Raw genomic sequence first — 15583 nt, forward strand, 5'->3', positions numbered from 1 at the left:
GACTTGCATGAACAAGCATCTGCATCGCGTCATCTTCAACAAGGCCCGTGGCCTGCTCATGGTCGTGGCCGAGAACGTCAGCGGCCAGGGCAAGGCGCCGGGCACCCGTGAGGCCGCCAGCCAGGCCGACGCGTCGTGCGTGGTCACCCTCGGCGGCCTGCGCTTCGCGCTGATGGGCGCGCTGGGGCTGATCAGCCTTGGCGTGGCGCCGGCCTGGGCCAACGGTATCGTCGCCGACCCCGGCGCGCCCGGCGGGCAACGGCCGATGATCATCGAAAGCGCCAACGGCACGCCGCAGGTGAACATCCAGACGCCGAGCGCGGCCGGGGTGTCGCGCAACCAGTACAGCCAGTTCGACGTCGACTCGCGCGGCGCCATCCTCAACAACGCCGGTAACAATGCCCAGACCCAGCTCGGTGGCTGGATCGAGGGCAACCCCTACCTGGGCAACGGCAGCGCGCGGGTCATCCTCAACGAGGTCAACGCCAGCAATCCCAGCCAGTTGCGCGGCTATGTCGAGGTCGCTGGACAACGCGCCGAGGTGGTGATCGCCAACCCGGCCGGTATCACGTGCGACGGCTGCGGCTTCATCAACGCCGACCGCTCCACCCTGACCACTGGCCGCGCCCAGCTCGAAGACGGGCGCATCGTCGGCTACCGTGTCGAAGGCGGTACCCTGACCATCACCGGCAAGGGCCTGGATGCCCGCGACAGCGACTACACCGACCTGATCGCCCGGACCGTGCAGGTCAACGCCGGGGTCTGGGCGAACGACCTCAAGGTCACCACCGGTCGCAACCAGGTCAATGCCGACAACAGCCAGGCCAACGCCCTGGCCGATGACGGCAGCGCCAAGCCCGAGGTGGCCATCGACGTCGCCGAGCTGGGCGGCATGTATGCCGGCAAGATCAAGCTGGTGGGCACCGAAGCGGGCGTCGGCGTGCGCAACGCCGGGCAGATCGGCGCCATGGCCGGTGAAGTGACCGTCACCGCCGACGGACGACTGGTCAACCAGGGTGCCATCAGCAGTGCCGCCGACACCGGTTTGGCCACCGGCGGCGGTGTGGATAACCGCGGCAGCGTCTACGCCAAGGGGGCGGTGCAGGTAAGCACGGCCGGGGCTGTGGATAACACCGGCACCGTGGCGGCCCAAGGCGATGTGCGCATCCAGGCGGCCAAGCTCGACAGCGCCCGCGACGCCCTGCTGGCGGCCGGTGTCGATACGCAAGGTGTGTCCAGCGGCAACGCCACCTTGCAGGTCCAGGCGCAGCAGATCGCCGCCAACGGCCAGAACCACGCCAGCGGCGCGGTCGATCTCAAGGCTGGCACGTTGGACCTGCGCCACAGCCAGACCCAAGGCGCGACGCTGGCGCTGAGCGCAGACAAGGGCGACCTGGACCTCAGCGACAGCACCCTCGACAGCCCCGGCGCGTTGCAGGCCAGCACGGGCGGCACGCTGCGCAGCGATCGTGCGCAGGTCAACGTCGGCCAGTTGCAGGTCGATGCGGTCGGCTTGAGCAACCAGGGTGGGGAGTTGGTTCAGACCGGCAGTGCCGACAGCCGTATCAAGGTCCGCGACAACCTCGACAACAGTGACGGTCGCATCGCCAGCAACGCGCGCAACCTCAGCCTCGACAGCAGCACCCTGAACAACCGCCAGGGCAAGGTCGAGCATGCCGGCAGCGGCCAGTTGGACGTGCGCGCCCGCGAAATCGACGGCACCGCTGGCACTTTGGCCAGCAATGGTGCGCTGCAGATCAGCGCGCAGAAGGCCGTGCTCGCCCAGGGCCAGGTCCAGGGCCGCCAGGTGACCCTGGACAGCCCTCAGCTCGATACCCGCAACGCCACTGTGATCGCCACCCAGGGCGGCGCCTTGCAGGTGCGCAACGCCACGCAACTGGACAACCGCGGCGGCACGCTGGCCGCAGGCGGCAGCCTGGACATCGCCGCGACCGCAGTGCGCAACGACGGCGGCACCCTCAGCGCAGGTGGCACCCTCGACCTGCGCAGCGACCGTGTGGATAACCTTGCCGGCACCATTGCCGCCACCCAGGCCATGCAGATCATCGCCGGCCAGTTGGACAACACCGGGGGCACCCTGGGCTCGGTCGCCAGCAGCGTGCGTCTGGACGTCACCGACGGCACCCTGCTGAACGCGGGCGGCCGTATCGAAGCCGCAGGCCTGGTCCAGGTCGCGGCCAACGGTGTGGACAACCGCCAGGGCACCCTGAGCGCGGGCCAACTGTCGCTCGACAGCCGCCGCCAGACCTTCGACAACGACGGCGGCACCCTCGACGCCGGCGCCACGCTCGACGTGCGCAGTGGCGAACTGCGCAACAGTGCCGGCCTGATCCAGGCCGGTGGCCGCCTATTCATCGACACCGGTAGCCAGGCCCTGCGCAACGCCAATTCCGGCAGCGACAAAGGCATCGTCGGCCAGGACGCGGTCGAGCTGCGCAGCGGCCACTTGCTCAACGACCGTGGTTTCATCGCCGGTAAAGGCAATGTGCTGTTGGTCGCCCCCGTGCTGGAAAACCGCGGCGAGGTGGTCGGCGAGCGTCAGGTGCAGGTGCAGGGCGAGCAGTTGGACAACCAGGGCGGCAAAATGCAGGCCCGCGGCGACCTGCAATTGACGCTGCGCGACGCACTCGACAACCGCGACGGCCTGCTGCGCAGCGCCGGGCAGCTCAGCCTGCAGACCGCCCAGGTGGACAACCGCGCCACGGCCGTCACCGACAAAGGCATCGAAGCGCAATCCCTGCTGCTGCGCGCCGACGCGCTGGACAACCGCGAAGGCGCCCTGCGCGCGGATCAGGCCATCAACCTGGGCCTGGCAGGCACCCTGAACAACGACAAGGGCCTGGTGTCGGCGGGCGGCGAACTGCGCCTGGCCGACCGTGACGCGGCGCAGTCGCGGCTGCGGCTGGAAAACGGCAGCGGCACGCTGATCGCTGGGCGTCTGCTGGCGATGAACGTCGCCTATTTCAGTGGCAGCGGCCGGGCGTTGAGCCTGGGCGATCTGCTGCTGCAACAGCAGGGCGACCTGACCCTGGCCGGTCAGGTGCAAGCCAACGGCACGCTGACGCTGGAGGTTGGCGGGCAATTGAACAACAGCGGCAAGCTGCTGGCCGGCAAAGCCCTGAGCCTGCGCGCCGCGCAGTTGGACAACCGCGCCGAGGGCGAGCTGTCGGCGACCCAGGTCGATCTGCGCCTCAGTGGCCAGTTGACCAACCGTGGCCTGATCGACGGCCAGCAGGTGCGCGTGCAGGCCGATGAACTGTTCAACCTCGGCACCGGGCGCGTGTACGGCGACCGCCTGGCCATCGCCAGCCGCAGCGTGGTCAACCGCGACGAGCATGACCGCGCGGCCACCATCGCCGCCCGCGAGCAACTCGACATCGGCAGCCAGCAACTGGACAACCGCGAGCAGGCGCTGATCTTCAGTGCTGGCGACCTGGCCATCGGCGGTGCGCTGGACAGCGACGACCATGCCAGCGGCCGCGCCACGCTGCTCAGCAATGCCAGCGCCACCCTCGAAGCCTTGGGCGACCTGCGCCTGGCGGTGGGCGAGCTGCGCAACACCAACGAGCATTTCAGCACCACCGAGGTGCTGGTGAGCACCGAGCAGTTGCGCGAATACCAGCTCAGCGGCTCGCCGAATCGCTACCGGCCGGACCAGATTTCCGTCTACAACGACGAAGTGGACCACCTCAATACGCCCGAAGGCACCCGCGACAACTTCAACCGCTACGACTACACCCGCAGTGTCAGCGAGACCCGCATCGCCACTTCCGCGCCAGGCCAGATCCTCGCCGGGGGCGACCTGACCTTCAGCGGCGATACGGTGTTCAACGACAAGAGCCGCATCCTCGCCGGTGGCCTGTTGCAGGCTGGCGCGGCGCAGGTGACCAACACCGAAGTGGATGGTCGGCGGGTGACCACCGATGCGGGTACGGCCACTAACTTCTACCGCATCCAGCGCAAAGGGCGCGACCGCCAGGGCACCAACGTCGCGGCTTACCGCCCGGCGCCGCTGATCCAGGACATCGACCTGACGCCGACCGAGTACGGCGAGCACGCCACCATCAACGGCAGCGGCACGCAGATCGCCGGGCGCGACCAGCAGCAGGTCGGCCAGCAGGTGGCCACGGTGGGCGCGGTCGATACCCCGGTCGCTGAGCAGTACCGTGTCGGCGCGGTGGTCTCGGTCAAGCTGGCTGACGGCCAGGGTGTCGCCGACCAGGTGCGCAGCGGTGGGCTGAACCTGGCGCTGCCGAGCAACAGCCTGTTCCAGACCAACCCCGATGCCGTGCGCGGCTATTTGATCGAGAGCGATCCGCGCTTCACCAGCTACCGCAACTGGCTGTCGTCGGACTACATGCTCGACCGCCTGCAGGTCGATCCGGCGCAGACCCAACAGCGCCTGGGCGATGGCTTCTACGAGCAGAAGCTGATCCGCGAGCAGATCGCCCAGCTCACCGGGCGGCGTTTCCTCGACGGCTTCGCCAACGACGAAGCGCAGTACCGCGCCTTGATCGACAACGCAGTGACCGTCGCCGACACCTGGAACCTGGTGCCAGGCGTGGCCCTGACCGCCGAGCAGATGGCCCAACTGACCAGCGATATCGTCTGGCTTGTGTCGCGCGACGTCACCTTGGCCAACGGCCAGACGCGTCAGGTGCTGGTGCCGCAGGTCTACGTGCGGGTGCGCGACGGCGATCTCGACGGCAACGGCGCTTTGATCGCCGGTCAGCAACTGCGTCTGGACCTCTCCGGCGACCTGCTCAACAGCGGCAGCCTGGGTGGGCGCAGCGTGGTGGCGCTGACCGCGCAGAACATCGACAACCTCGGTGGGCGCATCCAGGGCAACAACGTCGCGCTCAAGACCCGCGACAACCTGAACAACCTCGGCGGCCTGATCGGCGCCACCGACAGCCTGGCGATCGAAGCTGGCCAGGACATCAACGTGCGCTCCCTGACCCGCGACAGCAGCAGCGAGCAGGGCAGTCGCAGCAATGTCTCGCGGGTCGCCGGCCTGTTCGTCAGTGGCGAAGGTGGCGCCATGCGCGTGGCCGCCGGTCGCGACCTCAACCTGCTGGGCGCCCAGGTGGTCAATGCCGGTGCTGGTGGCGTCAGCCAGCTCGAGGCTGGGCGCGACGTCAACCTGGGCACCGTCGCCGAGCAGCACCAGCAGGCGATCAGCTGGAACGCCAGCAACTGGCGCAACGAGGCCAGTCGCGGCGAAGTGGGCAGCACCGTGCAGAGTACCGGCGATCTGCGCATCAAGGCCGGGCAGGACATCGCCGCGCGTGGCGCGACGGTGGCCAGCGACCAGGGCATGGTGATGGCCGAGGCTGGGCGCGACATCAGCCTGAGCGCCGCCGAGCAGTATCAGTTCGCCGACGAAGCCCACAAGTTCAAGGGCAAGAGCGGGCTGTTCTCCAGCAAGACCACCACCCTGCGCGACACCGTCAGCCAGACCCAGGCCCAGGGCAGCACCGTCAGCGCCGAGCAGACCTACCTGCAGGCCGGGCGCGATATCCAGGTGCGTGGCAGCGACGTGGTGTCGACCCAGCAGACCGTGCTGGTGGCCGATCGCGATATCAACGTCGAGGCGGCCAGCCAGAGCAGCAGCGAGCGCCATGACAAATCGGTGAAGAAGAGCGGCCTGTTCAGCGGCGGTGGCCTGGCGCTGACCATCGGCACCCAGCAGCAGAGCGTCAAGGACCTCACCACCCGTGAAACCGCGCGCGCCAGCACGGTGGGCAGCACCGAGGGCGATGTGCTGATCGAGGCCGGACGCCAGTATCGTCAGTTTGGCAGCGACGTCATGGCGCCCAAGGGCGACGTGGACATCCTGGCTCAACAGATCGCCATTACCGAGGCTCGGGAAACCACCGACCGCACCCGCGAAACGCTGTTCAAGCAGACCGGCTTCACCGTGACCATCACCAACCCGGTGATCAGTGCGATCCAGACCACCCAGCAGATGCAGCGGGCGGCGAACAAAACCGAGGACGGGCGCATGCAGGTGCTGGCCGCTTCCACCGCCGCGCTGGCGGTGAACAACGCGGCCACGGCGGTGGCGCAGGATCCGGGCGCGGCGGGCGGGGTCAACATCAGCCTGTCGCTGGGCACCAAGAAACAGCAGAGCACCACCGAACAGCACAGCGACACCGCGGCCGGCTCCAAGGTGGTGGCGGGCAACGACGTGCGCCTGCGTGCCACCGGCGCAGGTGCCGACAGCGATATCACGGTGCAGGGCAGCGAGATCCGCGCCGGTCGCGATGCCACGCTGGCCGCCGACGGCGACATCAACCTGCTGGCCGCCCGCAACACCAGCCAGTTGGACAGCGACAGCAAGGGCAGCAGCGCCAGTGTCGGCATCGGCCTGTCGTTGGGCGGCACGCGCAACGGCTTCACCCTGGATGTCGGGGTCAACGGCAACCGTGGCGAGGCCGACGGTGAGACGCTCACCCACCGCAACGCCGTGGTCGAGGCTGGCAACCGCGCCACCCTGGTGTCCGGGGGCGACAGCAACCTGCGCGGTGCGGTGGTCAGCGGGCGGGAAGTGATGGCCGATGTCGGCGGTGACCTGAACATCGAAAGCCTGCAGGACACCGACACCTTCAAGGTCGACGAGAAGAGCATGGGCTTCGGCGTCAGCCTGTGCATTCCGCCGTTCTGCGTGGGCATGAGTTCGATCAGCGGGGCCAGCGCCAACTTCGGCGGTACCGACATGGATTCGGACTTCGCCAGCGTCACCGAGCAGTCCGGGATCAAGGCCGGCGACGGCGGGTTCGACGTCCGCGTGGGTGGCAACACCGACCTCAAGGGCGCGGTGATCGCCAGCAGCGAGCAGGCCGTGGCCGAGGGCCGCAACCGTCTGGTCACCGGCAGCCTGACCAGCAGCGATATCCGCAACAAGGCCGAGTACGACGCCAGCACCTTCAACGTCGGCGGTGGCTTCAACGAGATCGGCAAGGACCAGCAGGGCAACGTGCAGACCGGTGGCAGCATCACGCCAGGCACCGAGATCCCGACCAACGAGCGCGAACTGGGCGCCAGCCTGCCGATCGCCATCAGCGCGAGCGACAGCGCCAGCAGCGTGACCCGCAGCGGCATCAGCGGCGCTTCGATCCTGATCACCGACGAAGCCGCCCAGCGCGAGCGCAGCGGTCAGAGCGCCGAGCAGACCCTGGCGGGCCTGGACCGCGAGGTGTCCAGCGAGCGTGACGGCAGCAATGCACTCAAGCCGATCTTCGACGAAGAGCAGATCCGCTCGGGCTTCGAGATCGTCCAGGCCTTCGCCAACGAGGCCGGTACCTTGCTGGCGAACAAGGCCAAGGAGGTCGATGCCAAGCGCAAAGCCGCCGAAGAGGCCGAGGCCCAAGCGGACAAGGCCGCAGACCCCACCGCTGCGCTGGCCTTGCGCACCCGTGCGCAAAACCTGCGCAACGAAGCCGATGGCATCGCCGGCAACTGGGGCGCCGGCGGCACCTACCGGCAGATCACCACGGCATTGGTGGCGGCCGCCAGCGGCAATATCAGCGCCAGCAACGGCGCCTTCCTCCAGGGCATGGTGGTCAACTACGTGCAGCAGCAGGGCGCTGGCTACATCGGCGACCTGGTGGCCAAGGGCACCTTGGTCGAAGGCACCCCGCTGCACGCCGCACTGCATGGCATCCTGGCCTGCGCCGGTGCTGCCGCCAGCAGCCAGAGCTGCGGCAGCGGGGCTGCTGGCGCGGCGGTCTCGAGCCTGCTGACCGGGCTGTTCTCCGAAGCCAGTCCCAACGAGAGCGAACGCGAGCGCGAGGCCAAGCGCAACCTGATCGTCAGCCTGGTCACAGGGCTCGCCGCCACCTCGAACCTGGACGCCGCCACGGCCACTGCGGCGGCCTCCGGGGCTGTGGATAACAACTGGTTGGCGACGCAGCAGTTGGTGCAGGCCAGGAAGGAACTGAAGGAGGCCGATGGGCGTATTGCCGAGCTGAAAGTGCTGGGCAAGTGGGCCTATATCAGCAAGAAGCAGGACCTGCTGACCCAGAGCGGTATTGGCGCTGGCCTGGTGGGCGCTGGCTTCGACGATATCAAGGGCCTGGCCCAGTTCGTCATGCACCCGATCCAGGGGCTGCAAGGCATGAAGCAACTGATCGACGATCCGGCAGCGCGCCAGCAGTTTGGCGACGATGTGATCGCCGCCCTGGACCAGAAGATCGACCGCATGGCCGAGGCGCTGGAGAAGGGCGGGGATGAAAAGGCTTTCGAGTTGGGGCGTGACCTGGGTGAGTTGGTGTGGCAGGTGGGAAGCGTTGTTACTGGGGTCGGTGGTGTCGCCAAAGGTGGAGTCAAGCTAGCGAATGTCGGCATCAAATTGGCGACCAATAGCCTGGAAAACATGGCGGGTCTTGGGCGCTTCGAAAAGCTGCTTGCAAAAGGTGGGCAATTCAACCCGAATGGGACGCCCATCATGGACTTCCGCTCCCTGACTAATGCGCAGAAAAGTATTATTGGGGACCTGATGGGGGGTGAGCGGATCCAGCAGGCAGTCCCGGGTGCTCAGAAAATTGGTCGCGCACCAGACATTGGGCAGACGGGTATTGATGATTTGTACAAGGTCAACAAACCTGGTGTGGATTATCTGATCGTTGAGTATAAGTTTGGCGCCTCGACGTTGAAAAACACTCGTGATGGGATGCAGATGAGTGATAGTTGGTTGCAGGGTGGTAACACGAACTACAACCGCATATTAGAGTCCGTGAACGGCAACGCGCGAGTTGCTGACGGCATCAACGACGCCTTGAGGGCAGGGCGTGTGGAGAAATGGCTTGTGCACACTGATCCGTTCGGTAGAGTCAGTGTAGGGGTGTTGGATAAAGCGGGTAGATACGTTCCCGATCCTGTCGCCACGTCGAAATTACTGGGGAGCAAATGATGGTGCGATCACCTTTGGGCGGTCAGGACTACTGGCAGGAGTGGGTGGCTTATAGCGAAGAATATCTTCTCAAGGCCAGGGCAAACGTCGATACCCCTCCTGGCGACCCCAGCTATGAGCCACATTACCTTTTCACATTGATGCAGAAGCACTTGCATCAGATGCTGAGACTCTATTCAGCGGGAAATGCAGTGGCGCAAATGACCGCCTACTTTCCCGGCTTGCTCGACGCCTGGGACCGCTCCAAGCGACTGGGGGCTGAGCAGTGGAACGAGGATGAGCAGTACACGCGCAACGCCTGGCGGGTTAATTACGACCACTACATCGTTTGCTTCTGGCTGGTCGGCTTGGCATTGGCTCTGGAAATACCGGACCAGCAGTGGGAGCAATTGCTCACACTCGTAGGGAATGAGGGCGAAGACCATCTGTTGGACCGAATCATCGCCTCCCGCTCCCCGCAACGGCGTATAGGTGATGTGCTGCTTTATCCCAAACCCTATGCCCGCTTGCTCAAGGCGATCGATGAACAGCCTGACCAACGAGCGTCTGCATTGTTGGATTTCGTTCAACATTGGTATGGCGAAGTCGGTGCAGGGGCGCGCTCAGGTGTGGGTAAGCAGGCAACGGCATTCAAGCACCCTTATTGGTACCGCTATGGTGATGAAAACTTTGAGGGGGGAGCCTATTTCGGCCGTTGGTGCGTGGAGGCTGTGGCGGCGGTGAAGGCGTTTGGGCTCGACGACAGGCTATGTCTAGGGCAGGAGCACTATCCCCAAGCGTTGCTCCACCCCGAGACGCTGCCAGCGCAGCAGAGCCTGGAAGCGCAACCCGAGGAGCGTCGAGGATTCTGGTCGCGGTTATTCAATCGGAAGTCAGGGTAAGGCTCGTGGTGACGATCAGCACATTTCGATTGAACTCCCCGCCTGTCAGTGATCAAGCCGCTTGTGAGATCGTCGAGTTGAGCGAGGGGTTCGATGTAAATGCGCTGTGGCTCAATATATTTCATGCGTTACCGGAGTCAGCATTCGAGGAGCGCAAGGCTTTTTTTCTACAGATCTTGCGCAGGCTACTTACCGAGGGACGGGTCAAGTTAGCGGCTGATTCATTTTTGGATGGCAGCGTTGAGGATCAAGTTGAAGCCTACCGCCTAGCCTTTCCTGATGAACACCAGTTGGATGAAGATATATTCTGGCTAAACAGGGATGGTAAATGCTGGGTGCCAGGAGGCTTCGTTTGGTGCTTTGAGGACGGTCGTGAAGCGTGGACGTGATCCGATTGAATACAATAAAGATGCGTGGGTGTTTTCGCTCCATTCGATAAGTCGTGAAACTATGGCGGGTGCTCAAAAATGGATGAATATTTCCGGACATTTACTGCCCATTTTGGCGAGCCGCACGGTCGGAGAAGCGCTCCAGTCTCAAGTATCGAAAAATATCGCTCGAAGCTTCCCGACGCGTTGCTTAGCGTTTGGCAAAGTGAGGGTTGGAGTGCTTACGCGGACGGTCTTTTCTGGATCGTCGATCCCGATCAGTACACGGCCACGCTGAAGCAATGGCTGAGTGGCTCGGACTTAGAGCATGTCGATAACTATCATGTCATTGCGAGAGACGCCTTTGGTTCTCTGTATGCCTGGGGCGAGCACTACCAGCGTAACATCACGATATCGAGCCTGGCGGGTGGCATCGTCGCGCTGAAGGGCCAACTGCAACAACGCCAGAAGAATCCTGACCGGGCGCTGGGCATCTTTTTCGCAACCGCTACAAAAGCCGACTTCGACTTCGAAGACCGTATGGGTAACCCCTTGTTCGAGCGTGCGCTCGCCAAGCTAGGGCCCTTATCGGAGAGCGAAATGTACGCTTTTGAGCCCGCGCTGAGTCTGGGGGGGCGTGCGGACCTAGATGGTCTGGTAAAAGTCGATATGGATGTACATCTGGCACTGCTTGACCCATTCAGGCGTTGAGTTGACTGATGCTGTCTGGGTTCGTGCGTCTTTGTGCCACGGTCGCTATCGGAGCCAATCGAGATTCTGGACTCGGGCCGTAAATCGTCGAAGGACACGTGCCCATGACCGCTATCAAGAGCGATGAGTTTTTTCCGTAGCGCAGCGCCAGCGTGCTCTCCTACCCACACACAATCCGATTCTTCCCCTCCCGCTTGGCCTGGTACATCGCCGCATCAGCGCGGCTGAACAGGCTGTCCAGGTCGGTGTCCTGGGCTGAAAGTGCAGTCAGGCCCTGGCTGATGGTGACGCTGTAGCGCTGCTCGCCATGGCTGAAGGCCAGGCGTTCGATTTCCCGTTGCAGGCGTTCGGCGATCTGTGCGGCCACCTCGGCGCTGCAGCCGGGGAACACGGCGGCGAACTCCTCGCCGCCGATGCGGCCGAACAGGTCGCCCCGGCGCAGGATGGTCTTGCCGCTATCGGCGATGCGCTGCAGCACCTGGTCGCCCTCGGGGTGGCCATAACTGTCGTTGATCAGCTTGAAGTCGTCGATGTCCAGCAGCAGGAAGGCCAGCGGCGTGCCGTTGTCGCGGGCGCGGTTGAAGGCCTGGCGGGCGCATTCGAAGAAGTGCCGGCGGTTGCTGCTCTGGGTCAGCACATCGGTGGTGGCCAGGCGCTTGAGTTCGCCTTCCAGGCGCTTCTTTTCGGTGATGTCCTCGGCGATGCCGACGATGATCACCCGTTCGCCCTCGCGCTGCTGGTTGATGTAGCACTTGTCGCTGAGCCAGCGCACTTCGCCCTGGCCGTTGACGATGCGGTACTCGCGGTCCTCGACCGTGCCTTTGACCAGCACCTGGGCCAGGCTACGCTCGGCGTAGTCGAGATCGTCCGGGTGGATCGCGTCGCGCCATTCGTTGAAGTCGGCCATCAGCAGGCTCGCGGAGCGTCCGTAGATGCGCTCGTAGGCGGGGCTGATGTAGAGCACCTGACGCTTTTCCCAATCGAAGGCCCAGAGCACCGCGTTGACGCTGTCGAGCAACGAACTGAACAGTTGTTCGCGTTCGCTCAGGCGCGCGACTTCGCCTTGGGCATGCAGCAGGGCCAGGAGCATCTGAGCGGCTTCGGGGCGGGAGTCGCCGGTGTGCGAAGAGGGACGTTCTTTGGCCATGAGCACGGATCGGTTCTCGACGAGAGGGCGTGCGGCCGCCAGACAGCCCGCCACGCGGGCGATGATCCGATTTCGAGTCGAGGCAGGGGGTGAAGTTCCGGAGGGCGTGCCCCGAACGGGGGCACGCCGATCAACGGCGGTCAGGCGACGCCGGGGCGCAGGGAGTAGGTCTTGAGCTGAGCGGCGAAGTCGCGCAGCGACTGGATGCCGCTGGCCTCGGCCTCATGTACCCAGTCTTTGATCGCCGCCAGCATGTCGTGGCCGTTGGCGCTGGTGCGTGCCCAGATGTGCTGCAGAGCCAGGCGTTTCTCGTAGATGGTTTTCAATGCCTGGCTGTGTTCGAGCATCGACTCGATGCGCAGGTGATGGCGGTCCTGCAGCAGGCTGGGTTCACGCGACAACAGGCGCTTGGCACGGCGGAACTGGTGGCGCATCGAGGCATCGACCTTGTTCAGTTCCTGCTTGACCAGCGGGGCGATCACCAGCTTGCGGTATTGGGCCATGATCTGGAAACGGTTGTTGAGGATCGCCATGGCGGTGTCCATGTCCAGCGATGCCTTGCCCTCGACCCGATGGGCGATGGGCGCCACGCGCTGCACTTTGGCCAGGCGCAGCAGACACAGTAGGCGAATCCACATCCAGCCCATGTCGAACTCCCAGCGGCGCACCGACAGCTTGGCCGAATTGGGGTAGGTGTGGTGATTGTTGTGCAGTTCCTCGCCGCCGATGATGATGCCCCAGGGCACCAGGTTGGTGGCGGCGTCGCGGCACTCGAAGTTGCGGTAGCCCACCGCATGGCCCAGGCCGTTGACCACGCCGGCGGCCCAGAACGGAATCCACATCATCTGGATGGCCCAGATAGTGATGCCGATGGTGCCGAACAACGCCAGGTCGATCACCGCCATCAGGGCGATACCGCCGAGCTTGTACCGCGAATACAGGTTGCGCTCGATCCAGTCGTCCGGGCAGTTCTTGCCGTAGATGCGCAAGGTGTCCGGGTTGCGGGCCTCCTCGCGGTACAGCTCCGCGCCCTTGCGCAGCACGGTGCCCAGGCCCTTGTGCACCGGGCTGTGCGGGTCGTCGGGGGTTTCGCATTTGGCGTGGTGCTTGCGGTGAATGGCGGTCCATTCGCGGGTGTTCTGCGCCGTGGTCAGCCACAGCCAGAAGCGGAAGAAGTGCTTGAGCCCGGCGTTGAGCTCCAGGGAGCGATGCGCGGAATAGCGATGCAGGTAGATGGTGACGCTGACGATGGTCACATGAGTCATCAGCAGGGTGACCGCGACCAGTTGCCAGGCCGAGAGGTCGAGTAGACCGTTATGCCACATGGTTGGAAAAGCCCTCGAGAGTAGGGTGGACAACGGGCGCATTATCCCTGGGACGGGAAATAAAACCAGTCGAGCGTCGCCGGGCAGGCATGCCATCGGTCTGGTACTGGCCACCGGCCAGGCCGCGAAGGCAGGCCAGCCGGGAGGCGTTGGCGCGAAACACGACTTATTAATGAGCCCGGAATTAAAGTCACGGCATGTTTCAGCATTTATACTGCGCCATCATTTTCCCAGGACCGATACGCCCGACATGTCTGTTTCTGTTCGCGACGCCTTGCGCATGGCTGCGCTCTACGTTGTGTTGTCGTTCCTCTGGCTGGCCCTGTCGGAGGTGGTGTTGCGTGGCATGACCGACGACGACCTGGCCCTGACCGTCGGCCGACAGATCAACCTGGTGGTCTGGGTGTTGCTCAGCGCCGGCCTGATCTTCGTCTCGCGGGTGCGCCTGCTGAACTTCATCGGCGTCGGTGCGCGTTTGCGCAGCGAAGACCGCGAGCGCTTGCGCATGGCCGCCGCCGTGTTCGACAGCACCCTCGAAGGCGTGCTGGTGACCGACCGTAACGGTTTGATCGTGCACGTCAATCGCGCCTTCATGCGCATCACCGGCTACCAGCAGGACGAAGTACTCGGCCAGCGCCCTAACAAGTTCAAGTCCGGCCGCCACGACGCGGCGTTCTACAAGCAGATCTACGAAACCCTGGAAGCCTGTGGCGAATGGAGCGGCGAGATCTGGAACCGGCGCAAGAGCGGTGAGATCTACCCGCAGTGGCAGACCATCTGCGCCATTCGCGACGACGCGGGCGCGCTCAGTCATTACGTCGCAGTGTTCAGCGACATCAGCGCGATCAAGCATTCCGAGGAAGAACTGACCTACCTGGCCCACCACGACCCGCTCACCGGCCTGCCCAATCGTCTGCTGTTCAGCGACCGTGCCGAACAGGCGCTGGCCGCCGCGCAGTCGAGCAAGCGCGGCTGCGCCCTGTTGCTGCTGGACGTCGATCACTTCCAGAGCATCAACGACAGCCTCGGCCATGCCGTGGGCGACCAGTTGCTCAAGCTGGTGGGCGACCGCCTGCGCGATCAGGTCGGCACCGGTGTGACCCTGGCGCGGCTCGGCGGTGACGAGTTCGCTGTGCTGCTCGAAGGCGGCCAGCAGGTGGCCCAGGCCGCGAGCACCGCGCAGTGCCTGATCGAGCGTCTGCACGAACCGTTCGAGGTCGAGGACCAACGCCTGTTCATCAGCGCCAGCATCGGCATCAGCCTGTTCCCCAGCGATGCACAGAGCGCCGAGCAACTGCTGCGCAATGCCGACTCGGCGCTGTTCAAGGCCAAGAGCAATGGTCGTGCCTGCTATGCGCTGTACACCGAAGAGCTGACCGCCCATGCCCAGCACCGCGTCGAGACTGCCGGCGAGTTGCGCCGCGCCTTGGCCCAGGAGGAACTGCGGGTGTTCTACCAGCCGGTGCACGACCTGCTGACCGGCACCCTGGTCGGCGTCGAGGCGCTGGTGCGCTGGCAGCACCCCGAGCGCGGCCTGGTGCCGCCGGGCGAGTTCATCCCGATTGCCGAGCGCACCGGCCTGATCGCCGATATCGACGCCTGGGTGCTGCTGCAAGCCTGCCGGCAGATGGTCCAGTGGCAGGCCGAAGGGCGCGCGCTGAGCTTCGTTGCGGTGAACCTGTCGAGCCGGCTGTTCGGTCAGCGCGAACTGTATCGTCAAGTCGCCGAGGTGCTGCACGACACCGGCCTGGACCCGGCGCTGCTGGAGCTGGAGGTCACCGAGAGCGCGGTGATGGAGGACCCGGAGGTGGCCATGCAGCAACTGCACCGCCTGCGCGAACTGGGCCTGCGCCTGGCGATCGACGATTTCGGCACCGGCTATTCGTCGTTGCTGCGCCTCAAGCGCCTGCCGGTGCAGAAGCTCAAGATCGACCAAGGTTTCGTCGCCGGCTTGCCGCAGGATGACGACGACGTGGCCATCGTTCGGGTGATCATCGCCCTGGCGCGCAGCATGGGCATGCAGGTGCACGCCGAGGGCATCGAGCAGGCCGAACAGGCGCGCTTTCTGCTGGAGCAGCAGTGCGACCTGGGGCAGGGCTACTGGTTCGGCCGGCCGGTGGCGCCGCAGGCGTTGAACTGGGGGTGACGAGATCGTGCGCTCGCGCACTCACTCTTCAATCGAAAGGAGCGCTTCGTTATGACCCGCCTGCAATCAC

Annotated in this window: 7 protein-coding genes; 5 read left to right on the plus strand and 2 right to left on the minus strand. The window is 64.8% G+C overall.

Features of this window, described 5'->3' with window-relative positions; genetic code table 11:
* Positions 1-7 precede the first annotated feature (7 nt).
* From GKC70_RS01325 to GKC70_RS01340, 4 genes are all read left to right on the plus strand, one after another.
* Positions 8-8935, plus strand: coding sequence for a hemagglutinin repeat-containing protein (locus GKC70_RS01325; RefSeq protein WP_342650219.1), 8928 nt, complete (start codon positions 8-10; stop codon positions 8933-8935).
* Positions 8935-9816: a PoNe immunity protein domain-containing protein gene (locus tag GKC70_RS01330; protein ID WP_342650220.1), complete on the plus strand. Its 882-nt coding sequence runs from the start codon at positions 8935-8937 to the stop codon at positions 9814-9816. The genes GKC70_RS01325 and GKC70_RS01330 overlap by 1 nt, the downstream gene beginning before the upstream one ends.
* A 5-nt stretch (positions 9817-9821) precedes the next feature.
* A complete protein-coding gene (locus GKC70_RS01335; RefSeq protein WP_342650221.1) occupies positions 9822-10205 on the plus strand; it encodes a DUF596 domain-containing protein in 384 nt (127 codons plus the stop codon).
* Positions 10206-10283: 78 nt separating this feature from the next.
* Complete coding sequence (locus GKC70_RS01340) at positions 10284-10895, plus strand: GAD-like domain-containing protein (protein WP_342650222.1); 612 nt, start codon at positions 10284-10286, stop codon at positions 10893-10895.
* A gap of 160 nt (positions 10896-11055) precedes the next feature.
* Here GKC70_RS01340 and GKC70_RS01345 read toward each other — a convergent pair whose 3' ends face one another.
* Together GKC70_RS01345 and desA are read right to left on the minus strand one after the other, a co-directional pair.
* A complete protein-coding gene (locus tag GKC70_RS01345) occupies positions 11056-12084 on the minus strand; it encodes a diguanylate cyclase (RefSeq protein WP_029614953.1) in 1029 nt (342 codons plus the stop codon).
* Between the two features lie 98 nt (positions 12085-12182).
* The gene (desA, locus tag GKC70_RS01350; RefSeq protein ID WP_342650223.1) at positions 12183-13367 is read right to left on the minus strand and encodes a delta-9 fatty acid desaturase DesA; all 1185 of its coding nucleotides are present in this window, start codon (positions 13365-13367) and stop codon (positions 12183-12185) included.
* A 250-nt stretch (positions 13368-13617) separates the two neighbouring features.
* Here desA and dibA point away from each other — a divergent pair, with 250 nt between their 5' ends.
* The gene (dibA, locus tag GKC70_RS01355) at positions 13618-15513 is read left to right on the plus strand and encodes a phosphodiesterase DibA (protein WP_342650224.1); all 1896 of its coding nucleotides are present in this window, start codon (positions 13618-13620) and stop codon (positions 15511-15513) included.
* Positions 15514-15583 lie beyond the last annotated feature (70 nt).

This window comes from Pseudomonas sp. REB1044, from assembly GCF_038813925.1.
GTDB classification, from domain to species: Bacteria; Pseudomonadota; Gammaproteobacteria; order Pseudomonadales; family Pseudomonadaceae; genus Aquipseudomonas; species Aquipseudomonas boreofloridensis.

Coding starts and splice junctions, on each gene's coding strand:
- GKC70_RS01340 (WP_342650222.1), top strand. CDS start 10,284: ATGGATGAATATTTCCGGACATTTACTGCCCATTTTGGCGAGCCGCAC.
- desA (WP_342650223.1), bottom strand. CDS start 13,367: ATGTGGCATAACGGTCTACTCGACCTCTCGGCCTGGCAACTGGTCGCG.
- GKC70_RS01325 (WP_342650219.1), top strand. CDS start 8: ATGAACAAGCATCTGCATCGCGTCATCTTCAACAAGGCCCGTGGCCTG.
- GKC70_RS01330 (WP_342650220.1), top strand. CDS start 8,935: ATGGTGCGATCACCTTTGGGCGGTCAGGACTACTGGCAGGAGTGGGTG.
- dibA (WP_342650224.1), top strand. CDS start 13,618: ATGTCTGTTTCTGTTCGCGACGCCTTGCGCATGGCTGCGCTCTACGTT.